Source organism: Dictyoglomus sp. (genome assembly GCF_049968615.1).
Lineage (GTDB): Bacteria > Dictyoglomota > Dictyoglomia > Dictyoglomales > Dictyoglomaceae > Dictyoglomus > Dictyoglomus turgidum.
The window spans coordinates 21,364-43,578 of the sequence record NZ_JBMFQK010000006.1 but is presented as its reverse complement, the minus strand read 5'-3'; the positions used below and the strand labels follow the sequence as shown (position 1 = coordinate 43,578).

The following is a 22,215-nucleotide window of genomic DNA, read 5'->3' as shown; positions in this document are numbered from 1 at the left end:
CCTTAAACTTCAATTACTTCCAAAGCTGAATTTGGACAATTTTGAACGCATACAGGATCTCCATTTTCTATACAGAGATCACATTTTGATGCTACTTTTTTATTTTCTCCTCTTCTTATTGCCCCATAGGGACATACTAAAATACAAGACCAACACCCTACACATTTTTCTTCATCGCACAAAATAATCCCTGTTTTCTCATCTCTATGCATGGCACCTGTAATACAAGCTTTAGTGCACAAAGGATCATCACAATGACGACATTGCAGTGCAAAGGTTATATAAAATCCCTCTTTTTCTTCTACAATAACCCTGGGAGAAGGTCTGTCTTTCTTTTTAAAAGCCTTAATTAGATCCCGAGTCCCGGAATGGGCAAGGACACAGTATATTTCACATAGATGACACCCAATACATACTTCTTCTTTAGGATATATTCTTTTCTTAGTTTTACTTATCATTTACATACCCTCCCCGGCATGTTTTACTCCTAGAATAGAAAGCTCTTTTTCAGTTAAACCCACTCCTCTGAGCATTAATCTGTTGCCTCTTAAACTTTCTATAGCATTAATTCCCATACCTCCCAACATCTCCTTTATCTCATGAGCCCATGCTTTTAAAAGATTTGCTGCTCTTCTTGCTCCTATTTCTGGATTTAGTCTCTTTACTAAATTGGGGTCTTGGGTGGCAATACCCCAATTACATTTTCCTGTATGGCAGTTTTGACAAAGATGACAACCTAAGGAAATAAGAGCTGCTGTGGCTATGTATACCGCATCAGCTCCTAAGGCTATAGCCTTAATTACATCAGCGCTATTTCTTATAGAACCTGCTGCTATAATGGATACTTGATTCCTTATTCCCTCTTCCCTTAAGCGGGAATCTACCGAGGCTAAGGCGAGTTCTATGGGAATGCCTACATTGTCTCGGATTCTTGTAGGAGCTGCACCGGTTCCTCCTCTAAAACCATCTATTACTATAAAGTCTGCTCCTGCTCTTGCGATTCCAGAAGCTATTGCTGCCACGTTGTGTACTGCAGCAATCTTTACTCCTACAGGTTTTTCATAATTTACTGCTTCTTTTAAGGCAAAGATAAGTTGTCTTAAATCTTCAATGGAATAGATATCATGATGAGGTGCAGGAGACAATGCGTCAGTTCCAACAGGTATCATCCTGGTGGCAGATACCTCTTCACCTACTTTTTCCCCGGGGAGGTGTCCTCCTATTCCAGGTTTTGCTCCTTGTCCGATTTTTATTTCAATAGCGGCTCCTGCATATAGATAGTCAATATCCACCCCAAATCTTCCTGATGCACATTGAACTATAGCTCTATGTTTATAAGGATAAAGTTTTTTATGAAGACCACCCTCTCCAGTGTTCCAATAAGTTCCTACCTCTACCGCTGCTCTTGCTAAGGATTCACAAGCATTTAGACTAATTGATCCAAAGGACATGGCAGAAAACATAACAGGAACTTCAAGTTCTAATTGGGGAGGCATTTTAGTTAATAATCTTCCATTCTCATCAAATTCTAATTTTTCGGGTTTCCTCCCAATAAAGGTCTTTATTTCCATAGGCTCTCTTAAAGGATCGATAGAGGGATTTGTTACTTGGCTTGCATTTATTAAAAGTCTGTCCCAATATATGGGGTATGGTTTATCGTTTCCCATTCCAGTAAGAAGAATTCCGCCTGTTTCTGCCTGTTTATATATATCCTTTATAGCTCTTGTAGTCCATTGATAGTTTTCCCTAAACTCCAATGGATTCTTCATTATGGTTAATGCTTTTGTAGGACATAAGGCTACGCATCTATGACAACCTACGCATTTGGAATTATCCGAGATTATTCTATCTTCTTCCTCATCGTATTCATGAACTCCATTGGCGCATTGTCTTACACAAACTTTACATCTTATACATTTAGTTTCATCCCTTATAACAATAAAATCAGCTTCGTACAAACTCTTCATACTAAAACCTCCACTTCCTCAAGAAGTCCTATTACTGGTTCTCCTCCTTTAGGCATCCAGACTCTATCAGGATTTTGACATATTTCTTTTATGGCAGCCTCTTCAGAGGCTACATACAAAGTTTCTCCCTTTTCTGCTGCTACTAAGGGTCTTAACTTAATACGATCATTAAGGGCAACTATTCCATTGGAAAATCCCACAATAATGGCAAAAGGGCCATTAAGGAGACAGCTTTGATATACAGCTCTTAAAGCTTTTAATTTATTTTTCTCTTCCTCTTCCATTCCTTCAATAACACTATAAAAGGGAGCGGAAAGAATCTTTGCAGTGATATCCCAGGATAATTTGTGTTTTCTTACTAAAAGATCTACTATATATGTGATAACCTCTGTATCAGTCTTTAAGGTACATTTGTATCCAAACATCTCTATATATCTTACATTTGCTCCGTAGGAAGAAATTTCTCCATTATGAACCACACTCCAGTCTAAAAGAGCAAAAGGATGAGCTCCGCCCCACCATCCAGGGGTATTTGTAGGAAAACGAGTATGAGCAGTCCAGATATATCCTTTATATTCTTCTAACCTGTAAAATTCTCCTATCTCTTCAGGATATCCTACTCCTTTAAATACTCCCATGTTTTTTCCGCTTGAAAAAACATATGCTCCGTCAATTTTGCTATTTATCTCCATAACCTTTTCTGCAACGAAATCCTCTTCTGAAATTTCCTCTTCTTCTAAATACTCTTCTTTTGGTTTCAAAAAATATCTATAGGTAAGGGGAGGATTTTTAATAGTTTTTACTTTCCTTGTAGGGATTTTTTCTTCTTGAACCACATCGAAATATTTGTATAGGAATTCTGAGGTTTCCTCTTTTGCCTTTATGTTTTCATAGAAAAGATGAAAAGCATAATAGTCCTTTCTATCGGGATATATTCCATAGCCTGCAAAACCTGCTCCTAAGCCATTTCCCCTTTCTCTCATAACGGTCATGGCACTAATAATATGATCTCCTGAGGAGGTTTTCCACTTTCTATTAATATAGCCTATTAAACCACAAGCAGATGGAATTCTTATTTCACCTTCTCTAAGCATGAGATTTCCTCCTTTCTTTTGTTTCCCTCAAACCCCGTTGTTTTAAGGATGTGGTAGAAAATTATATTTTACATATGTAAATTTGTCAATTATTAATTTTTAAAAAGGCTTACGGTAATATATTTCCGATATTTATTTAAATTGACTTTATCTATAAAAAACCATTTTAAAGAGTTATGATATAATTTTTCTAAAAAAATTAAGGAGGTTTACTTTTGGAAAGGTTTAACAAGAACAGATTTATAGCTTTTATTGATCCTGCTCTTTTTATAAACGGTATGATTTTTTTGAATATAAATACTGTAATACCTTATTTTCTCTTATCCCTTTCTGCTTCAAGTTTTCATATAAGTTTTGCTAATTTTCTTGTCACCTTAGGGAGTTTTTTGCCTTCTCTTTTTGTGGCAAGATTTGTTCAAAAATTAAGAGTAAAAACTAAAGTTTTTGCAAAACTTCTTTTTATCCAAAGACTTTCTTTTCTTCTTTTCTCTTTCTTTTTGCCCTTTTTAATTAAAAGCCTTGGAAATACTTTTACTATATACATGTTTTTACTTTTCTATGGAATTTTTAATATGTTTGTAGGAACCTACGGACCCTTTTATTTCAGCATCATTAATAAGATACTTCCTTATGGGGAAAGGGGAAAAATTATAGGAAGAGGTAGTGCAGTAGGCAACTTAGTGGCTATTCTTACAACTTATCTATTGAACTTTTATTTAAATAGATTTCCTTTTCCCTATAATTTTGTACTTATCTTTTTCACAGGAATGATAATCCTCTTTATTGATGCAGTACTTTTTTATATTATTGATGAACCAGAAGAAGAAACTCAGGAAGAAGCTCTTCCTTTAGGTGTCTTTCTCTTAAGAGCTTTTTCTTTTCTCAAAAGGGATTTGAATTTTAAAAGACTTGTTTTTTCCTTTATCTTTCTTGGTCTTTCTTTGACTTCTCTTCCCTATTTTATCGTTTATGCTACCAAAAGTTTTAAGGGTTATAATTTTGTGACAATTTTTAATTTGGTAGCAATAATTGTAAGTATTTTAGGGAATTATATTCTTGGAGAATTAACAAAGATTTTGGGATATAAAAAAGTTCTATCTTTGGGTATACTTTTGGGCATTTTAGGATTATTTTTGGCTTTGATATTTAAAGATATTTACTTTCTGCTTTCTGGATTCGCTCTGTTGAATCTAACTTTTGTATCTAATATTTTGACCACTGGATTTTTAATAACCTCTATTTCTCCTAAGGAGGATCTTCCTGTATATCTTGCTTTGAGCAATACTTTGACTATGTCCATATCCTCTCTAATGCACATTGCTAATGGTTTTATTATAAACTATGTAGGATTTGAGGCTTTATTCTTGATATCTTTGATATTTTTGGTAATCTCTCTTTTCTCCATGGAACGAGTAGTAACCACATCCACCTCTTGATATACCTTTTCTAACACCTTAAATCCCTGAGGGACAGGTGCTTCTATTTCTATATCAGCAAGTTTTTTAAGAAGTTCAAAAAGATAATCCTTAGGAATGGGTCCTGTAGTTTTAACAGGTACTACATTATATTTCCCATTTTTAATCTTTACAGTAGTGGTAAGAACTCTTTTGGGGCTTTTTATCTCTTCTTCGGCATAACTTTTTCCTCTTTCGCATTTGTTTCCCTTAACAATTATCTCTCCATGGATAACCTCTATTTCAAGGTGACATCCCAAGGGGCAGACAATACAAGTTAAATTCTTTTTCATATTTACCCCTCCATAGAAAATTCTAAACTTTCTACTTCATAAAGATCTTCTGATCTTATCCTGACTACAATCATTTCAGCAGGTTTTACCAATGGATATCTCCATTCTTTTAGTTTTTTCTCTTTATCTTTTAATGAGAGTTTTGCCTTTTTTTGTGGTTCTTTTACCCTCATATAGAAGGTTATATCCTTTAAATTTATAGGATAGGATAGGTATTGGGGTACTACAAATCGCAAGTTTCCTGATATTTTTAATTTTATCCTTTTTTCTATTTTTAAAGCATCTTCTATAAAATTTACAGCAGATTCTCCAGCAAGAAGTCCCTGAATGGTAACATAATCTACCAAGTCATTTACAAGGAGAGAATTTCCACAAGAGAAAAATCCATCTTTTAAAGTAGATAGATTTTGATCCACAAAAGGGCCTCCTGTTGCAATATCAATGGGTATATTTAAATTTTCTAAAAGTTCATTTTCAGGAATTAATCCTGCAGAAAGAAGTAATGTATCACATTCAATAAATTTTTTATCTTCCCAGATAGGGTTTCCCTGATCATCTACCGGTGCGATATAAACTCCTTCAAGCCTGTCTTTACCTTTTATCTCCACTACAGTATGTTTAAGAAAAAGAGGTATGTTATAGTCTTCAAGACATTGGACTAAGTTTCTTGTAAGTCCTCCGGGATACGGAAGTTTTTCTACAACTCCAATTACTTCTGCCCCTTCCCATAAAAGTCTTCTTGCCATGATAAGTCCTATATCTCCTGATCCAAGGATAAGAATTTTTTCTCCGGGAAGGTACCCTTCTATGTTTACTAATCTTTGGGCAGTTCCAGCAGTATATATACCTGAAGGTCTATCTCCTGGAATTTGTAAGTTTCCTCTGGTCCTTTCCCTACATCCTGTGGAAAATATTACTGCTTTTGCCTTAATTTTCCAAAGTCCATCACTATTTACAGCAATTACTTCTTTATCTTCCTTTACTTGGAGCACCATGGTATTAAGAAAGTATTCTACGTTTTTAAGATTTTTGATCTCTTGTATCAATCTTTGGGCGTATTCAGGACCTGTCAGTTCCTCTTTATAGTATACGAGTCCAAAACCTGGATGGATACATTGATTAAGCACTCCTCCAAGCTCATCGTTTCTTTCAAGGATTAGTACTTTTTTCCCCTTTTTTCCTGAGGAAATTCCTGCGGAAAGCCCTGCTGGTCCTCCCCCAATGATTACTATATCAACTTCTTTTAACATACTTCCACCTCGCTTTATTTTCCATCTTAACCATGTAGGATCCACTACCTTTAAAAGTAATTTGGGGCAAGGGTAAGTTTAGCTCTTCTGAGAGGATCTTCATTATGTGGTATCCGCAAAAGGCACCTTGACATCTTCCCATTCCAGCTCGGGTTCTCTTTCTTATAGCCTCAAGGGTGATAGCTGGAAGTTTTGAATGGATGGCAAGGATTACCTCCATCTCACTTACATGCTCACACCTACAAATTATATGTCCCCATCTTGGATCTTCTTTAATTAGTCTTTCTTTTTCTTCATCGGGAAGATCTCTAAAAAATATTTTATTAAGAGTTCTTTTTGCGTTCTTATTAGGAGTAATTTTTTCCTTTTCCATAAGCCATTCCAATGCTATTTTTGAAATGGATGGAGCAGAAGTTATACCTGGAGAATCAATGCCTGCTATATGGAGAATATTTCTAAACTCAGGAAGTTCTTTTATGAAGAAATCTTTATAAGTGCTTGATGCTCTTATACCTGCAAAGGTGTTTATTACTAAGGGAAAAGGTATGTTTTCACAGTAATTTTTTGCTTTTTCTTTAACTTCTAAAAGCCCGTTTAAGGTGGTACTTTTGTCCTCTTTGTTGGGAATTTCTTCAGCATTAGGACCTATTAAAATATTTCCTTCTACCGTTGGTGTTATAAGGACGCCTTTTCCTTTTTCTGTGGGCACATGAAAGATGGTGCTTTTTACAAAATCTTTTACTTTTTTGTCTAATACCAAGTATTCTCCTTTTCTTGGAATGATCTCAAAAGGATAATCAGGATCAAGCATTTTAATTATTTTGTCTGAGTTTATTCCAGCGCAATTTATAATATACTTTGTTAAGTATATATCTTTGTTTGTGATTACCTGATAAAATTTTTCTTCCTTTTTAATACTTACTACTTCTTCATTTAGTTTTACAACAAGTCCATTTCCTATGGCATTTTCTATGGCGTGGACGGTAAGTAGAAAAGGATTAGTGATACCCGATGTAGGGGCAAAGAGGGCATATTTTACATCTTTACTAATATTGGGTTCTCTTTTTAGAACTTCTTCTCTCTTTAATATGTAAAGCTCTGGAACACCATTTTTAATTCCTCTATCTTTAAGCTCCATTAGGGTCTTTAATTCTTCATCATTAAAGGCAAGGACAAGGGCTCCTATTCTTTTGAAAGGCACACTTAATTCTTCGCAGAGTTCTTGATATAATTTATTTCCTTCTACATTGGTTTTTGCCTTCAAAGTACCAGGGATCGGATCATAGCCTGCATGAACTATGGCACTATTTGCCTTTGTTGCTCCCATAGACACGTCGGATTCTTTTTCAATAAGAAGGAGAGAAAGATTGTAAAAGGAAAATTCCCTTACAATTAATGCTCCTATAATACCGCCTCCTATTATTATTACGTCATACATAGATATTCCTCCCCTTTTTATACAAATAAAAAACCGCCCTAACCCTAAAAGAGTCAGGGCGGTTCTCCTTTTTCTCCTCGCCCAAAATCTTTGTTTAAATTATAACATTTTGCTTTTTATTTGAAAAGTCTTATTACTCCAATTACTTTTCCAATTATCTTAAATGGAGGATATATTTCAGAATATCTTGGGTTTGCGGGTTTTAAACAAGGGATGCCATAGTTTTCTGATAAGAATTTTACCGTAGATTCCCCATCTTTTAGTGCTACCACAATTTCTCCTTTTTGAGCGATATCTTGCTTTTGTACGATAATAAGATCTCCGTCAAGGATGTGTGCTCCTTCCATACTATCCCCTTTAACCTTTAATAAAAAGGATTTTTCAGGAATTTTTACAAAGCTTTTAGGAACAGGAATATATTCATCTACATATTCAGGGGATTCTACGGGAATTCCTGCTTTAATGGTCCCTACAAGGGGAAGATAAATTATTTCTTCATTTATTAGATTTCTTAAATAAAATCTGCCCTTTTTATCCTGAGATAGATATCCTTTTTCTACAAGGGCTTTCATATGGAAGTATCCTGAACCTGAGGAATTTAAGCCAAGAGCCTTTGAAACCTCTCTTACTGTGGGAATTCTTCCCTCCTTTTTCCAAAAAGAGGTTATAAAGTCTAATACTTCTTTTTGTTTTTTACTTAAAATACTTTTGGACATTTCTGTTTTGATTATATCATTTTACTTATTCATGGAGTAAGGTGATTATTGAGTACTTGACATAAAAAAGATTTTTAGTAAAATAACAATCAGTTAAAGCTTTTTTGGGTGGCAAGAAAGGAGGTGAAGAGAAGACCTTTAGGTGCCACTCAAAAAAAGTAGGCTGGTAAGGTAAGGTTTCGAAACTTACCAGTGAGTTATAAAAAATTATAAAAAAAATCCTAAGGGGGTCAAGGAAAAATGAAGAGATTTGTATGGTTGTTAGTTTTAGCTCTTTTAGTGGTTCCTGCATTTGCTGCTAATGTTAGTACATCAAGCTGGATAGGTGTAGGTTTTCATACAAGATTTCTACCTTTCTCTGATGGTTATGGGTTTGCATGGGGTACTTGGGGTTCTGGAAGCTTAACTTTCTCCCTTTCTGGAAGCTCTAATCTTGGTAGCGTGAATGCAACCTTTAATGTAAATCTACCTTATGATTTTAGTGGGAGTGCATCTCCAACTGGAACAATCACTTTTGCAAAAGTATTCAATACTCCATTAACTTTGAGCTTCTATAAAGGAACCTTTGGTGGCCTTTCTACAAGCTTGGTTGGTAATGTTGTATCTTCCACTGCTATAAGTGTGGTTGCCGATGTGGCACCTGTTAAAGTGACTGTAGCATACGCTCCAGCGGATACCTGGGGGAAATCTAATTTATGGGCTGATGCGGCTCTTGCTGTAAAAGCTGAGGCCTCTTTATCTACACCAGTAAGCGTATCCCTCTACGGCTTAATTAATAAGGATGCTACATATACTACAATAAGTGCTTGGGCAGTAGGTGGATCTGTAACTCCAGTTACAGCTCCTGTATCCTTAACAGTATATGGTGAGGCTGCAAGTAATCCTGAGCAACTTATTGGAGCAACAGTTAAAGCTGTTGGAGGAAAAGTGACTGTAGATGGAAATTATAAACTTCAGGCAAAGACTTTCAAAGTTTCTGTTACTGCTGACAAAGTAGTACCCAATACAACCGTATATGCAGAATACAATACAGCTGAAACTTATACAATATTTGGTTATGTTTCTGCTTCTGCTCCTGTACCAGTTGGATCCTTATCTCTTGGTGCAGCCTTAGCAAATGGTCCAGATACTCTCTTTGGTGGATTTGCAAAATGGTCTGTAAGTCTTGGTGGTGGAGTATCCCATGACTTACTCTTAGGCTATGGCTTTAATTATGATGATTATAGCGCTAACGGCTTCAATAGAGGAAATCTCACAGGTGCAAATAATTTCTGGGGCGTAGATGTAAGAGGTAAATTCTACGCAGAGAGCAAGTTAATGATTGGATTCTAATTACTGAAACCGTAAGCCCTCCCCATGTGGGGAGGGCTTTTTATTTTTTACTACTTTTTCCTTTATATTGGAAAATGAAACAGATCACTTCTTGAAAGCTTCCTTTATTTGCTCAAAAAACCCTTTATTATTTTCCACATTTATTCCTCTGATTTTTGCTATCTCGAGAAGGAGTTCCTTTTCCTTTTGGGATAAGCTTTGGGGTACAGTAATTTTTACAACAATTTTTTGATCCCCTCTTTGATTTTTGTTCCTAAGATATGGTATTCCTTTGCCCTTTAGGGTGATTATTTCGCCTGTTTGAGTTCCAGGCTTTATGTAGATTTTCTCCTTACCTTCCAAGGTGGGTACTTCTACCTCTCCTCCAAGGAGGGCAATAAGGTAATCTAAAGGAAGTTCCATCCAAATATTTTCATTCTCTCTTTTAAATATTTTGTGGGGAATTATACGGACATGAATGTATATATCTCCATTTGGGCCTCCATTTTCACCTGGCTCTCCCTCTCCTGGAAGCCTTATCACGTATCCTTCATCAACTCCTGCTGGTATCTTAAATTCAATTTTTCTTTTTTTCCTTACTTTTCCTGTACCATGGCATTCATGGCATGGGTTGGTTATTATTTGTCCTGTACCATGGCATTTAGGGCATGTGGTTATTTGAACAAATTGGCCAAAGGGGGTTTGTCTCATATTTCTTACCTGTCCTGTTCCATTACACATATCACATTTTATGGGGCTTGTTCCTGGTTCTACCCCTGTTCCTTTACAGGTAGGACAGGTTTCAAGCCTTGTTATATATATTTCTTTATTTCCTCCAAAGGCTGCTTCTTCCAAGGTAATGTTTATATCATACCTTAGATCTTGCCCTTTTCTCGGGGCTTTCTCTCTTTCTCTTCTTCTTCCAAATAGATCTCCAAATATACTGTCTCCAAAGAAGCTTTCAAAGATATCTTCAAAATTTCTTCCTAAATCTCCAAAATCAAAACCTCCCGGTTGCCAATTTCCTTGGAAATCTCCATATCCTGAAAAATCCCCTACACTTCCAAATTGGTCATATTGAGCTCTTTTTTGAGGGTCAGAGAGTACCTCATAAGCTTCGTTAATTTCTTTGAATTTTTCCTGGGCACCCGGATCTTTATTTAGATCTGGGTGGTATTGTCTTACTAATCTTCTATATGCCTGTTTTATTTCATCCTGGGTGGCATTTCTTGGCACACCCAGGATTTCATAATAATCTTTTTTCCCAGGCATAATTAGTTCACCTTATAGTCTCCGTCTATGGTTTTTCCTCCGGGATTTTCAGTGCTTTGTCCTTGTCCCGGATTTCCTGCAGTACTTCCTGCTGATTGATACATAAATTGTCCTATCTCTCCAAGGGTTTGAGTAAGTTCTTCCATGCCTTTTCTAACCTGTTCTACGTTTATTCTTTCGGGTTTAATTAATTCTTCTAAGTTCTTTATTTTATCTTCTACCTTCTGTACTATGTCTTTACTCACCTTATCTCCGTAATCTTTTAGAGTTTTTCTTGCAGTATATATAAGATGTTCTGCTTGGTTTTTGGTTTCAATCTCTTCTCTTCTCTTTCTATCTTCCTCTTCAAATCTCTTTGCTTCTTCTGTCATTCTCTTAATTTCAGCTTCAGAAAGTCTTATGGCGTTAGAAATGGTTATTCTTTGCTCTCTTCCTGTTGCTTTATCCTTTGCAGAGACATGAACAATCCCGTTTACATCAATATCAAAGGTTACTTCAATTTGGGGCACTCCACGAGGAGCAGGTGGAATTCCATCTAAGATAAATCTTCCAAGGCTGATATTATCTTTTGCGAGGGCTCTTTCACCTTGTAATACATGAATCTCTACACTGGTTTGATAATCTGCTGCAGTAGTAAAGATCTGGCTCTTGGAAACGGGAATAGGAGTATTTCTTTCAATTATTTTTGTAAACACACCACCAAGGGTTTCAATACCGAGGGAAAGAGGAGTTACATCCACAAGCACAATATCTCTTATTTCTCCACCTATTACTCCTGCCTGAATAGCTGCACCAAGAGCTACTGCCTCATCAGGGTTAACATTTCTTTGAGGTTCTTTTCCAAAGTGTTTCTTTATCCATTCCTGTATACATGGCATTCTTGTTGCTCCACCCACAAGGATTATCTTGTCAATTTGAGATGGAGAAAGACCTGCATCTTTCAAGGCTCTTTCGGTAGGCTCTTTGGTTTTTTCTACCAAGTCATAGGTTAATTCTTCAAATTTTGCTCTGGTCAATGTATAGGAAAGATGTAATGGAGTATTTCCTTTCATTGCAATGAAAGGAAGATTGATTTCTGTTTGTAATTTTGAGGAAAGCTCAATCTTTGCTTTTTCAGCTGCCTCATATAGTCTCTGTAGGGCAGTTTTATCCTCTCTTAAATTAATTCCATGTTCTTCCATGAAGTTTTCAATCAGCCAGTTTACAATCCTTTCATCAAAGTCATCTCCGCCAAGTCTATTATTTCCTGCAGTAGCTATTACTTCAAATACTCCTTCTCCAATTTCTAAGATGGATACATCAAAGGTACCGCCACCAAGGTCAAAGACCAAAATCTTTTGATGTCCCTCTTTATCAAGCCCATAAGCAAGAGCTGCAGCTGTAGGTTCATTAATTATTCTTACTACCTCAAGCCCTGCGATAGCTCCTGCATCCTTTGTAGCTTGCCTCTGAGCATCAGAGAAGTATGCAGGTACAGTTATTACTGCCTTTTCTATGGGCTCACCAAGATATGCTTCTGCATCCCTTTTTAGCTTTCTTAAAATCATTGCTGATATCTCTTGAGGAGTGTACTCCTTATCATCAATCTTTACCTTATAGTTTGTTCCCATATGTCTTTTAATAGATCTTATAGTTCTTTCTGCATTAACAATTGCTTGTCTTTTGGCAGGCTCTCCTACAAGAAGTTGTCCATCTTTGGTAAAGGCAACAATGGAGGGGGTTAGTCTACTTCCCTCTGCGTTTGGTATTATCACAGGCCTTCCACCTTCAAGATATGCAATTAGAGAGTTTGTAGTTCCTAAATCAATTCCTACTATCTTCGCCATGTTCATCTACCTCCTTTTTTTGTATCTTTTTTGAGACTATAACCCTTGCAGGTCTTAGTAATCTGTTTTTGAATAAATAACCAGGAGAGATTTCTTTTAAAATGACATTGTCCTCTCCATCAGAAACTTCTTCTATTCCTACTGCCTCATGCAAATTAGGATCAAAATTTTTACCTATTGTTTCCATTTTTACTACACCCTCTTTTTCCAGAAGATTCTCAAATTGTTTATATATCATCTGTACACCTTCTATTATGGCATCTTTCTTTCTTGTATGCTTTATAGATTCTAAAGCAAGTTGAAAGTTGTCCATTATTTCTACAATCTCTTTCAAAAGTCTTGCATTAGCAATTTCTTGCCATTCTTCTTTTTCCCTTCTTAGTCTTTGACGAAAGTTTTCAAATTCTGCTTGAAGCCTTACATACTTTATCTCCCATTCATTAGGGACATATTCTTCGGTTTTTTCCTTTTCTTCATTCTCTATTAGATCCTTTTCTTCCATTTTTATTTCACCTCTTCAAGTTATATTTAGCAGTCTAACAATAAGAGTGCTAAACCATTTATAAGTTTATAATTTATATTTAAAATGTCAAGTTAAGTTGTTTTATAATAGTTCTCATTGACTTTTTTACTCATTTTTATAAAATATATATAGACAAAATATATATATCTTAAAATTACTATTAGGGGGGTGAAAAAATGGAGAAAAAGAGAATGGTCATAGAGAGTATCTATTTGAGGAATTTTAGAAATTTCTCCGATTTTAAAACTAATTTTAAGGATGGAATTAATGTAATATATGGTCCTAATGGTTCAGGAAAGACTTCTATTCTTGAGGCAGTTGCTTATTTATCTAATCCAAGATCTTTTAGGGGGGCAAGAGATCATCAACTTATAAAACTTGGAGAAAAGTTTTTTGAAATAAATGGTAAAATTTTAAGTGGAAATGAGTCTCATGAGATTACTATTAGCTATCATCATGATGAAATAAAAAAGGAAAAGATAGCATATCTTGATGGATTTAAAGTAAAGAGATTTAGGGATATACAAGAGATATTTATAGCTATTCCTTTTAGTTTTAAAGATTATGCTATGATAGATGGCTATGCAACTCAAAGAAGAGACTTCTTTGATGATATTTTCTCCCTTTTAGATCTTGAGTATTATGAGATATTGAGAAACTATGAGAAACTTCTTGATGAGAGAAATGATCTTTTAAAAGAAGAGAACATAGATAGAGATTATGTGATATACTTAGCAAAAGAGATGCAGCCCTTGGCTGAAAAAATAGTTGAGAAAAGAGAGACTATGATAAAAGAGTTATCTAAATATCTTGATCCCATGTTTAAAGTGGAATATATCTCTGAATTCAAGGGTAAAAATATAGTGGATTATATTGAGGAGGATATAGCAAGAGGTATAACTACAGTAGGTCCTCACGTACACGATGACTATACCTTCTATTACAAAGGAAATCCTGCCAAGTACTTTGCCTCCGAAGGGCAAAAAAGATTACTTTATCTCTCCTTGGTCCTTGCCTTTAGGAAGCTTATAGAGGAAACAAAATTATATGAGCCTGTATTTCTCTTTGATGATCCCGTTAATGTGTTAGATCCACACTTACTTGAGAAATTTATATCCCATTTGTCTGGGCAAGTTATAATTGCAAGTTTATCTCCACTTCTTGGTGCCTATAATATAGGTCTAACTTTGGAGGGATAGCTTGATAGAAGCGATTTTTAAGAATCTTTGTCCTAACTGTGGTGGAGATATAGCTTCAGAGAGACTTCTTGCGGGGCTTCTCTGTGAAAAATGTCTTCCTAAAGAAGTTCCGCAAGAAGTCTTATGTAATCATATTAAAGAAGAGGATTATGATCTTTGCTCTTTAAAGAAAAAATATGGTGAATGGGAAAGAGTATTTAAGAGCTTTGTTGGTTTTGAACCTTGGGAACTTCAAAAATTTTGGGCTAAAAAACTTCTTCTTGGAAGATCTTTTGCTCTCCTTGCTCCTACAGGAATAGGTAAAACTTCATGGGGTCTTGCTACTTCATTATATTTTGCTAAGAAAAATAAAAAATCTTACATAATACTTCCCACAAGACTTCTTATCCTTCAAAGCTATGAAAAGTTAAAAGACAAAATAAGGGAAGAAGATCTTCTTGTATTTGGTCTTGATGATACTAAAAAAGAAAAGGAAGAAAAAAGAGAAAGATTAGAAAAGGGTGATTTTAAAGTTTTAATTACCTCCTCTATGTTTCTCTATAAAAACGTGGATATCATTCCTAAAGATTTTGGCTTTGTATTTGTGGATGATGTGGACTCTTTCTTAAAAACTGCAAAGAATATTGATAAAGCTTTATATCTTCTTGGCTTTAGCGAAGAAGATATAAACCTTACCATGAGTTATATACGTATGAGGAAAAATGGAGAAGAAGAAGTTAAAAGAATGCAAGAAGAGGTAAGAAAAATAGCTAAGAAGGCAAAAGGAGTTATGGTGGTTTCCTCCGCCACTAGTAATCCAAAATCGGAGAGGATAAGGTTATTTAAAGAACTTCTTGCCTTTGATGTGGGAAGGCCAGTATTTTATTTAAGAAATGTGGAAGATATATATGAGGAAGTAGAAGATCTTAATAAAACCCTTGTGGAAAGGGTAAAAAGATTAGGAAAAGGTGGACTTGTGTTCCTTTCTTCAGATTTCGGAAAGGAATATGTAGACGAAGTTAAAAATTTACTAATAAATGAAGGAATAAGTGCAGAAAGTTATGACAATTTAACTCCTGAGGTTCTTGAAAAATATCAAAAAGGTGAGATTTTTGTTCTCATAGGTATATCCTCTTATAGAAATCCTCTTGCTAGGGGCTTAGATCTTCCAGAGGTTATAAGATATGCTATTTTTTATGGAGTTCCCAAAATTGTAGTAAATCTTGATCTTGAAGGAAATGTAAGGCATCTACTTATAGCCCTTGCCTCTATAAGACCTCTGGTTGCTAGGGATAAGAATTTAGAAAAACATGTAGCTAATTTGGACCGATGGATGAAGACTTTAAAAAGATATTCATCTATGCTAAATCCTCCGAGGGATAAAGTTGAGGAATTAAGAAATATTATAAAAGCTTTTATCCTTTCTCCTGAGGTTTATGAAAAGATAAAAAGTGCCGATGATATTGCCATAAGAGAGGAAAATGGGAAGTGGGTCCTTGTGGTTTCTGATATTACTGGATATCTTCAGGCGTCGGGTAGGACCTCAAGGCTCTACGTGGGAGGAATATCTAAGGGTTTAAGTTATATTCTTGTAGAGGATAAAAAGGTCTTTAATAACTTAGTAAGAAAGAGTAGATGGTGGTTTAGCACAGATATTATTTTTAAAGAGTCAAATACTGTTAATCTTGACGAAATTTTAAAACAGATTGATGAAGACAGAGAAAAAATTAGAAAAAAAGAAGGAAGAAGAGATGACTTTCTGAAGCCTGTATTGGTTATTGTGGAGTCTCCTCATAAAGCATGGACTATTGCAAATTTCTTTGGAAGACCCATTTCAAGAAATGTAAATGGACAAGAACTCTTTGAGGTAATCACTGAGGATAAATATTTAGTTATTACTGCTTCTTTTGGGCATATTTTGGATTTAAATAAAGAAATTGGTTATTATGGGGTTATTGAAAATGGTAAATTTATACCTGTTTACGAACCTATAGAGGGAAAAGAAAAAATTATCTCTGGCATTAGGGATGCCAGCAAGGAATTTGAAATGATTCTTGTGGCAACTGATCCCGATACAGAGGGAGAAAAGATCTCATGGGATCTTAAAAATTTATGTTCTCCCTTTACAAAAGAGATAAGAAGAATGGAATTTCATGAGGTAACTAAGAAGGCAATACTTAACTCTTTAAAAGAATATAGAGATGTGGATGAAAATCTTGTTAAGGCACAAGTGGTAAGAAGGATATCTGATAGATGGGTGGGTTTTGAATTATCTCAACTTATTCAGAGGATATTCTACAAAAACTATCTTTCTGCTGGAAGGGTGCAAACTCCTGTTTTAGGATGGGTAATTGAGAGGGCAAAGGAAAATAAGAAGAGAGTATATTTAGTATTAATAAAGAAAGATGGACTTGATTTGAGATTTGAATTTGAAAATAAGGATGAAGCTCAAAAATTTTACAATGAGCTTAAGTATATAGAGGTGACAAAAGAGACTGAGAAAGTTGAAGAAAAGAGTCCTCTTCCCCCCTACACTACTGATGCCGTATTAAAAGATGCTTCTGATAGGTTTAAGCTTTCGGTCTCAAGAACTATGGAGGTGCTTCAAGAACTTTTTGAAAGAGGGTTTATTACTTATCATCGTACTGATTCTACAAGGGTATCGGATACAGGAATAAATGTGGCAAGAGAATATATAAATGAGCAATTTGGAGAGGAATATTTTAGGGGAAGAACTTGGGGAGAAGGTGGAGCCCATGAGTGTATTAGACCTACCAGGGTTCTTGATGTGGAAGATATTAAAGCCATGATATATTCGGGAGAGCTTGAAGGATTTACTCCTGATCACTTAAAGATTTATGATCTTGTCTTTAAGCGGTTTATTGCCTCTCAGATGAGAAATGTGATATTAAGGGGATATGAGGTTTTAGTGAAAGCCATTGATAAAGAGCAAAAGTTGGATGTTTATGAAGAAGTTGTTCAAAATGGTTTTGATAAAATCTTCCCTATTAAACTTGCTAAAATACCTGAGGGAGAGATAGATGTAGTTAATAACAAGTTCTTCTATAGTATTCCTAAGGTGCCATTGTTTACCCAAGGCTCTCTTGTAGAAGAGATGAAAAAGCGTGGTCTTGGAAGACCGTCTACTTATGCTACTATTGTAAGTAGGCTCCTTGAGAGAGGATATGTAATAGAGAAAAATGGATATCTCATACCTACACCCTTAGGGGAGAAGGTCTATCAATATCTTAATTCGGACCAAGAGAAGTTTCGTTTTGTGAGGGAGGATTTTACTCGAGAATTAGAAGAGCTGATGGATAAGGTTGAAAATGGAGAGAGGGATTATCAAGAAATTCTTAAAAGTTTAAGAAATGAGCTTGAAAAAGTTTAGATTTTATTTTGCTTTATTTGTAGGTAAGTTAATATACTATTCTATGAAAATTCTTAACCTGGATGCTACTACCTTTCCTGGAAAGGTTGCCTTAAAGATATATCCTGATTTTTTAAAAGAAATTTCAAAAAGAATAGGAATAAGAATTCTAATCACTGGGACCAATGGGAAGACTACTACGAATAATCTTTTAAATTATGTGATAAGAAGCAAAGGATACAAAGTAATAGGGAATTTGGAAGGAGCAAATTTAAAAAGTGGTATTGCTACATCCTATATTAAGAATTCAGGGGTTTTTGATTTTGGAACCTTTGAAGTAGACGAAGGTGTTTTCCCTTATGTATATAAGGATTTGTTGCCCCAATATGTGGTAATAACTAATTTTTTCAGAGATCAACTCGATCGTTATGGAGAGATTGATATTACAGTAAATAAAATATTAAATTCCATAAAAGAAAATACCACCCTTATTCTAAATGCGGATGATCCTTTTGTAGCAAGGTTTTCAAGGCTTTCTAATAGAAAGATTTTTTATGGGATTGGAGTAAAGATAAGGGAAGGAGTAGAAGGAATAAAGGAGAGTATATATTGTCCCTTTTGTGGTAGGAAGTTAAATTATGAGTTTTTTAACTATTCTCAATTGGGAAAGTATAGTTGCGAGTGTGGTTTTAAAAATCCTGAATATGATTTTTATATCTCTTCTGCCCATTTAAATGGAATATGGACTATAGAGATATCGGAAAAAAGTAAAAAATATGATCTTACCTTTAAGTATCCCGGAGTATATAACCTTTATAATGTCTTGTCTGCTTATTCTATCTTGAGATTTCTTAATTTTGATCCTTTAGAGACTTCTAATATAATTTCTAAATTCGAATTTAAATTGGGAAGGCTTGAAAGATTTATTTATAGGGGATTTGATAGAATAATAGTTCTTGTTAAAAATCCTGCTGGATATAATCAGGTTTTAGATACTATTAAGGACGATAAAGAGGAAAAAGTTCTTCTTCTTATTCTGAATGATAATATTGCCGATGGAAGAGATGTTTCTTGGATATGGGATGTGGATTTTGAGAAGATAAATGATCTAAAGGGAATACAAAAGATTATTGTTTCGGGTACTAGAGGAGAGGATCTTCTGGTGAGATTAAAGTATGCGGAGATTCCTCGTGAGAAACTTCAACTTGAAGAAAATTTGAAAAAGGCTATAGATTATTCTATCTCTTTTCCTTGTAAAACTTATATACTTCCTACTTATACTGCTCTTTTTAAAAGTAGAAAAATTCTAATAGGAAAGGTTAAAGATGGAGCTTAAAATATACCATATGTATCCTGATCTTTTGAATTTATATGGGGATAGGGGGAATATTATTGTTTTTGAAAGGAGATTAAAGTGGAGAGGTATAAAAGCAGATATTGTAAATTTTACTAGGGATGATGAGAAAGATTTAGAGGATGCAGATATAATTTTTCTTGGAGGAGGATCCGATAGGGAGCAAGAAATACTTTATTCTCATCTTTTTAAATTTAGAAGTCTTTTAAAAGATATGGTTGAAGATGGAGCTTGTATCCTTGCAGTATGCGGAGGATATCAGCTTTTGGGTAGATATTATCTTGATGCCTATGGAAATAAGATTGAGGGGCTTTCCATATTAGATTTTTATACGAGGGCAGAAAAAGGAAGATTAATAGGCAATATTTTAATAGAGAGCAATTTGCCTTTGAAAACAAAGACTATTGTGGGTTTTGAAAATCATGGGGGAAGAACTTATCATGATTATGAGCCCTTAGGAAGGGTTATGAAAGGATTTGGAAATAATGGAAAAGATGAAAAAGAGGGATTAGTTTATAAAAACCTTATTGGAACTTATCTACATGGTCCCATTCTTTCAAAAAATCCTCACCTTGCGGATTATATCATTAAAAAAGCCCTTGAAAGAAAATATAAAAAAGAGATTAATTTACCTGAATTAAACGATTGTGAAGAAATGCTTGCTCATGAAAGGGTAAAGAAAAAAATTTTAAGAGAGGGAAAGCTTTATTTTAGGCTTTCCCTCTAATTAGGGACTACTTTTCAAGAAGGCTTGTAAAGGTGTCGTGATGCTCCTCTTCGTCCTTTAATATATCTTCAAAGAGCTTTGCTGTAGTAATATCTCCTTCTTCTCTTGCCTTTTGAATAATCTTCTTATAAAGCTCAATAGCATTTTGCTCATCCTTTACATCTTGTTCTAACATTTCTTTTAAGGTTTCTCCTACAAATATAGGAGAGGGTTTTGTAGTAGGTATACCACCGAGGTAAAATAATCTTTCAGCAATACTTTCTGCATGTTTCATTTCTTGAATAGCAATTTTTTTGAGCTCATCTTTTACTGCGAAATGTTCAGCCCCTTTCCATTGAACATGTTGCCACATGTATTGAATGGAAACTTGAAGCTCTCTTGCAATGGCATCATTTAAAAGATCTAAGAGTTCTTTAGAAGCCATTTTATTTCACCTCCCTAAGGATAAATTACAACTTTTAAGTATTGATCTTTCAAGAAGCTTTTTTAATAAGAGAGAGAAAAAGATAATAGAAGCTTTAAAGGATGTAAACTTACAGATAACAAAGAGACAAATATTGGGCATTTTAGGTAGGAATGGTGCAGGAAAAACCACTTTGATAAGGATTCTTACTACTCTTTTACTTCCTACAAGTGGAAAGGCTTTTGTTCTTGGTTTTGATGTAGAAAAGGAATTTAATAAGATAAGGTCTAAGATAAATCTCGTCTCAGGAGGCGAAAATCCAGGGTATGGAATACTCACCGTAAGAGAGAATCTTTTTTTCTTTTCTCAACTTTATGGGCTTAATCTAAGGGAAGCAAAAAGAAAAATTGATTTTTATATAAAGGAATTTGGACTTAAAGAAAGAGCAGAGAGCCTTCTTAATACCCTTTCTACAGGCGAGAAACAGAGATTGCAACTTATGAGAGGATTAATAAATGATCCTGAGGTACTTTTCCTTGATGAACCTACAGTAGGGCTTGATGTGGAATCCGCAAGATTTATAAGAAACTACGTGAAAGAATGGGTGAAAGAAGGGAATAGGACAGTAATTCTTACGACCCATTACCTTTCAGAAGCAGAAGAGCTTTGTAAATGCATAGCTATTATTGATAAGGGTAAAATCCTTGCCTTAGATACGCCCATGGGATTAAAGGTTATGGTACAAGAGGATATAGTTTATGAGATTGAAGTCTCATATAGCGGTGATTTAGATCTTAATGAGATAAGAGGAGTTAGACTTATTGAGAAAAGATTTCTCGATGGAAAAATTTGTATAAAGTTTTCTTTGAGGGAGGAAAATTTAATAAGCAATGTTCTTTCTTATATTAATGAAAAAGGAGAAAAAATTCTATTTTTGAGGAGGAAAGAACCATCCTTAGAGGAGGCTTTTATAAAGATTGTAGGAAGAAGGATAGAAGATGAAGAATAGCTTAATTTTGAACCTTAGAGCAATGCTTGCAAGGGCTCAAGTTAGAATAATAGGTATCAAAAGGGATCTTTTCTGGATCCCTTTTGATGTCCTTCTTCCCCTTCTTGGAGTGAGCACCTTTGTATTTATATATAAATCTCTTAATGTGCCTGATTTTGCTTATGCCTTTGTTATTCTTGGTGGAGCCATGATTGCTTATTGGCTTAATATTTTGTGGTCTATGGCATCTCAACTTTATTGGGAAAGGATGACAGGAAATCTTCCTATCTTTTTTATTGCACCTTGTTCCATAAATAGTATCCTTATAGGCATGGCCCTTGGCGGTATGGTAGCCGCTTCAGTAAGAGCTATTTCTATTCTCATCCTTGGTATTTTGATTTTTAAAATTCCTGTAGATTTTAGTAATCTTTCTTCAGCTCTTTTTATCTTTTCAATAACATTGATAGCTCTTTATGGTCTTGGTATGATGCTTTCTAGTGTTTTTCTTCTTTCGGGAAGAGAGGCTTGGCATCTTGCAAGTCTTCTCCAAGAGCCTATCTATCTTTTTTCTGGGTTTTTCTTTCCTGTAAAAGTTTTTCCTTTTATTATATCCTTTTTATCTTCTTTGCTTCCCACCACTTTAGGACTTGATGCTTTAAGACCAAACTTTGATTTTAGGAAGTAAACCTTTTGCTTTTTTAACAGTGGAGTTAGAAACAGTTATACTTCTTTTCTTATCTGGCATTTACATAGGAGGTTCCTTTTACCTTGCTAAAAGAATTGAGACCATAGCGAGAAGAGAGGGAAGATTAATCGTAAGATGGCAATAGTAAGAAGGTTTTATTCTCTTTTGGTTCTTGGGTGGAAGATATGGACTAATTGGACTGAGTGGTACTGGTTTTTACTATATAGTTTTGTAAGACCTCTTTTTATGGTGGAGATTTTATTCTTAGTGGTTTATTTCGCAAGGGGCAAAGAGGCTTAGGTTCTTTTAATTTAGCAGAAAAAATTTCAAAAAGAAGAGGAACCTTGACAAGGAAGGTCAATTATT

At 34.9% G+C, this 22,215-nt stretch carries 21 protein-coding genes; 10 read left to right on the top strand and 11 right to left on the bottom strand.

Annotation, left to right across the window (positions count from 1 at the left end; all coding sequences use genetic code 11):
* Window positions 1-2: 2 nt before the first annotated feature.
* From ACP5QL_RS05795 to ACP5QL_RS05785, 3 genes are read right to left on the bottom strand one after another with little or no spacing between them, the layout of a single operon-like run.
* Window positions 3-458 (bottom strand): 4Fe-4S dicluster domain-containing protein, encoded by a 456-nt coding sequence (locus ACP5QL_RS05795; RefSeq protein ID WP_272994809.1) that lies wholly within the window; start codon window positions 456-458, stop codon window positions 3-5.
* Window positions 459-1,967: a glutamate synthase-related protein gene (locus ACP5QL_RS05790; RefSeq protein WP_272994811.1), complete on the bottom strand. Its 1,509-nt coding sequence runs from the start codon at window positions 1,965-1,967 to the stop codon at window positions 459-461.
* Complete coding sequence (locus ACP5QL_RS05785; protein WP_272994812.1) at window positions 1,964-3,061, bottom strand: class II glutamine amidotransferase; 1,098 nt, start codon at window positions 3,059-3,061, stop codon at window positions 1,964-1,966. The genes ACP5QL_RS05790 and ACP5QL_RS05785 overlap by 4 nt, the downstream gene beginning before the upstream one ends.
* A gap of 215 nt (window positions 3,062-3,276) precedes the next feature.
* Between ACP5QL_RS05785 and ACP5QL_RS05780 the strand changes: the two genes are divergently transcribed.
* The gene (locus tag ACP5QL_RS05780) at window positions 3,277-4,497 is read left to right on the top strand and encodes an MFS transporter (protein ID WP_272994814.1); all 1,221 of its coding nucleotides are present in this window, start codon (window positions 3,277-3,279) and stop codon (window positions 4,495-4,497) included.
* Here the strand turns inward: ACP5QL_RS05780 and ACP5QL_RS05775 are convergent.
* From ACP5QL_RS05775 to lexA, 4 genes are all read right to left on the bottom strand, one after another.
* Window positions 4,401-4,808 (bottom strand): DUF1667 domain-containing protein, encoded by a 408-nt coding sequence (locus tag ACP5QL_RS05775; protein ID WP_012582450.1) that lies wholly within the window; start codon window positions 4,806-4,808, stop codon window positions 4,401-4,403. The genes ACP5QL_RS05780 and ACP5QL_RS05775 overlap by 97 nt on opposite strands.
* A 2-nt stretch (window positions 4,809-4,810) precedes the next feature.
* Entirely contained in the window at window positions 4,811-6,058 is a 1,248-nt protein-coding gene (locus ACP5QL_RS05770) for an NAD(P)/FAD-dependent oxidoreductase (protein WP_012582449.1), read from the bottom strand.
* Window positions 6,042-7,496 (bottom strand): NAD(P)/FAD-dependent oxidoreductase, encoded by a 1,455-nt coding sequence (locus tag ACP5QL_RS05765; RefSeq protein ID WP_012582448.1) that lies wholly within the window; start codon window positions 7,494-7,496, stop codon window positions 6,042-6,044. The genes ACP5QL_RS05770 and ACP5QL_RS05765 overlap by 17 nt, the downstream gene beginning before the upstream one ends.
* A 116-nt stretch (window positions 7,497-7,612) precedes the next feature.
* Window positions 7,613-8,212, bottom strand: coding sequence for a transcriptional repressor LexA (gene lexA / locus ACP5QL_RS05760; RefSeq protein WP_012582447.1), 600 nt, complete (start codon window positions 8,210-8,212; stop codon window positions 7,613-7,615).
* A gap of 240 nt (window positions 8,213-8,452) precedes the next feature.
* Between lexA and ACP5QL_RS05755 the strand changes: the two genes are divergently transcribed.
* Window positions 8,453-9,544, top strand: coding sequence for a hypothetical protein (locus ACP5QL_RS05755; protein WP_428126013.1), 1,092 nt, complete (start codon window positions 8,453-8,455; stop codon window positions 9,542-9,544).
* A gap of 84 nt (window positions 9,545-9,628) precedes the next feature.
* Here ACP5QL_RS05755 and dnaJ read toward each other — a convergent pair whose 3' ends face one another.
* From dnaJ to ACP5QL_RS05740, 3 genes are read right to left on the bottom strand one after another with little or no spacing between them, the layout of a single operon-like run.
* On the bottom strand, window positions 9,629-10,795 hold the full coding sequence (dnaJ, locus tag ACP5QL_RS05750) for a molecular chaperone DnaJ (RefSeq protein ID WP_428126011.1): 1,167 nt from the start codon (window positions 10,793-10,795) through the stop codon (window positions 9,629-9,631).
* A 2-nt stretch (window positions 10,796-10,797) separates the two neighbouring features.
* Window positions 10,798-12,621 (bottom strand): molecular chaperone DnaK, encoded by a 1,824-nt coding sequence (gene dnaK / locus ACP5QL_RS05745; RefSeq protein WP_273333933.1) that lies wholly within the window; start codon window positions 12,619-12,621, stop codon window positions 10,798-10,800.
* Window positions 12,599-13,123: a nucleotide exchange factor GrpE gene (locus ACP5QL_RS05740; RefSeq protein ID WP_012582443.1), complete on the bottom strand. Its 525-nt coding sequence runs from the start codon at window positions 13,121-13,123 to the stop codon at window positions 12,599-12,601. Before ACP5QL_RS05740 ends, dnaK begins: the two co-directional genes overlap by 23 nt.
* Window positions 13,124-13,320: 197 nt before the next feature.
* Here ACP5QL_RS05740 and recF point away from each other — a divergent pair, with 197 nt between their 5' ends.
* From recF to ACP5QL_RS05720, 4 genes are read left to right on the top strand one after another with little or no spacing between them, the layout of a single operon-like run.
* Window positions 13,321-14,343: a DNA replication/repair protein RecF gene (gene recF, locus ACP5QL_RS05735; RefSeq protein ID WP_012582442.1), complete on the top strand. Its 1,023-nt coding sequence runs from the start codon at window positions 13,321-13,323 to the stop codon at window positions 14,341-14,343.
* Between the two features lies 1 nt (window position 14,344).
* Entirely contained in the window at window positions 14,345-17,713 is a 3,369-nt protein-coding gene (rgy, locus tag ACP5QL_RS05730; protein ID WP_272996216.1) for a reverse gyrase, read from the top strand.
* Entirely contained in the window at window positions 17,694-19,028 is a 1,335-nt protein-coding gene (locus tag ACP5QL_RS05725; protein WP_012582440.1) for a Mur ligase family protein, read from the top strand. The genes rgy and ACP5QL_RS05725 overlap by 20 nt, the downstream gene beginning before the upstream one ends.
* Window positions 19,018-19,773: a type 1 glutamine amidotransferase gene (locus ACP5QL_RS05720; protein WP_012582439.1), complete on the top strand. Its 756-nt coding sequence runs from the start codon at window positions 19,018-19,020 to the stop codon at window positions 19,771-19,773. Before ACP5QL_RS05725 ends, ACP5QL_RS05720 begins: the two co-directional genes overlap by 11 nt.
* Before the next feature lie 7 nt (window positions 19,774-19,780).
* On the opposite strand, the gene ACP5QL_RS05715 is transcribed toward ACP5QL_RS05720, so the two are convergent.
* The gene (locus ACP5QL_RS05715) at window positions 19,781-20,197 is read right to left on the bottom strand and encodes a ferritin-like domain-containing protein (protein ID WP_272996213.1); all 417 of its coding nucleotides are present in this window, start codon (window positions 20,195-20,197) and stop codon (window positions 19,781-19,783) included.
* Between ACP5QL_RS05715 and ACP5QL_RS05710 the strand changes: the two genes are divergently transcribed.
* From ACP5QL_RS05710 to ACP5QL_RS05695, 4 genes are read left to right on the top strand one after another with little or no spacing between them, the layout of a single operon-like run.
* Window positions 20,157-21,185 carry an ABC transporter ATP-binding protein gene (locus tag ACP5QL_RS05710; RefSeq protein WP_428126003.1) on the top strand — a complete coding sequence of 343 codons (1,029 nt, stop codon included), beginning with the start codon at window positions 20,157-20,159 and terminating at the stop codon, window positions 21,183-21,185. The two genes, ACP5QL_RS05715 and ACP5QL_RS05710, sit on opposite strands and share 41 nt — an antisense overlap.
* Complete coding sequence (locus ACP5QL_RS05705; RefSeq protein ID WP_428126001.1) at window positions 21,175-21,849, top strand: ABC transporter permease; 675 nt, start codon at window positions 21,175-21,177, stop codon at window positions 21,847-21,849. The genes ACP5QL_RS05710 and ACP5QL_RS05705 overlap by 11 nt, the downstream gene beginning before the upstream one ends.
* A complete protein-coding gene (locus ACP5QL_RS05700; protein WP_428125999.1) occupies window positions 21,833-21,994 on the top strand; it encodes a hypothetical protein in 162 nt (53 codons plus the stop codon). Before ACP5QL_RS05705 ends, ACP5QL_RS05700 begins: the two co-directional genes overlap by 17 nt.
* Window positions 21,985-22,149, top strand: a complete 165-nt coding sequence (locus tag ACP5QL_RS05695; protein ID WP_424662471.1) for a hypothetical protein — start codon at window positions 21,985-21,987, stop codon at window positions 22,147-22,149. The genes ACP5QL_RS05700 and ACP5QL_RS05695 overlap by 10 nt, the downstream gene beginning before the upstream one ends.
* Window positions 22,150-22,215: the final 66 nt, after the last annotated feature.

Bases quoted from the DNA above. Each gene is read 5' to 3' on its own strand.
- lexA (WP_012582447.1), bottom strand. From the start codon at position 8,212: ATGTCCAAAAGTATTTTAAGTAAAAAACAAAAAGAAGTATTAGACTTT.
- ACP5QL_RS05725 (WP_012582440.1), top strand. From the start codon at position 17,694: ATGAGCTTGAAAAAGTTTAGATTTTATTTTGCTTTATTTGTAGGTAAG.
- ACP5QL_RS05790 (WP_272994811.1), bottom strand. From the start codon at position 1,967: ATGAAGAGTTTGTACGAAGCTGATTTTATTGTTATAAGGGATGAAACT.
- ACP5QL_RS05785 (WP_272994812.1), bottom strand. From the start codon at position 3,061: ATGCTTAGAGAAGGTGAAATAAGAATTCCATCTGCTTGTGGTTTAATA.
- ACP5QL_RS05720 (WP_012582439.1), top strand. From the start codon at position 19,018: ATGGAGCTTAAAATATACCATATGTATCCTGATCTTTTGAATTTATAT.
- ACP5QL_RS05705 (WP_428126001.1), top strand. From the start codon at position 21,175: ATGAAGAATAGCTTAATTTTGAACCTTAGAGCAATGCTTGCAAGGGCT.
- ACP5QL_RS05740 (WP_012582443.1), bottom strand. From the start codon at position 13,123: ATGGAAGAAAAGGATCTAATAGAGAATGAAGAAAAGGAAAAAACCGAA.
- ACP5QL_RS05765 (WP_012582448.1), bottom strand. From the start codon at position 7,496: ATGTATGACGTAATAATAATAGGAGGCGGTATTATAGGAGCATTAATT.
- dnaK (WP_273333933.1), bottom strand. From the start codon at position 12,621: ATGGCGAAGATAGTAGGAATTGATTTAGGAACTACAAACTCTCTAATT.
- dnaJ (WP_428126011.1), bottom strand. From the start codon at position 10,795: ATGCCTGGGAAAAAAGATTATTATGAAATCCTGGGTGTGCCAAGAAAT.
- ACP5QL_RS05710 (WP_428126003.1), top strand. From the start codon at position 20,157: ATGGCATCATTTAAAAGATCTAAGAGTTCTTTAGAAGCCATTTTATTT.
- ACP5QL_RS05770 (WP_012582449.1), bottom strand. From the start codon at position 6,058: ATGTTAAAAGAAGTTGATATAGTAATCATTGGGGGAGGACCAGCAGGG.
- recF (WP_012582442.1), top strand. From the start codon at position 13,321: ATGGAGAAAAAGAGAATGGTCATAGAGAGTATCTATTTGAGGAATTTT.
- ACP5QL_RS05775 (WP_012582450.1), bottom strand. From the start codon at position 4,808: ATGAAAAAGAATTTAACTTGTATTGTCTGCCCCTTGGGATGTCACCTT.
- ACP5QL_RS05715 (WP_272996213.1), bottom strand. From the start codon at position 20,197: ATGGCTTCTAAAGAACTCTTAGATCTTTTAAATGATGCCATTGCAAGA.
- ACP5QL_RS05755 (WP_428126013.1), top strand. From the start codon at position 8,453: ATGAAGAGATTTGTATGGTTGTTAGTTTTAGCTCTTTTAGTGGTTCCT.
- ACP5QL_RS05695 (WP_424662471.1), top strand. From the start codon at position 21,985: ATGGCAATAGTAAGAAGGTTTTATTCTCTTTTGGTTCTTGGGTGGAAG.
- ACP5QL_RS05795 (WP_272994809.1), bottom strand. From the start codon at position 458: ATGATAAGTAAAACTAAGAAAAGAATATATCCTAAAGAAGAAGTATGT.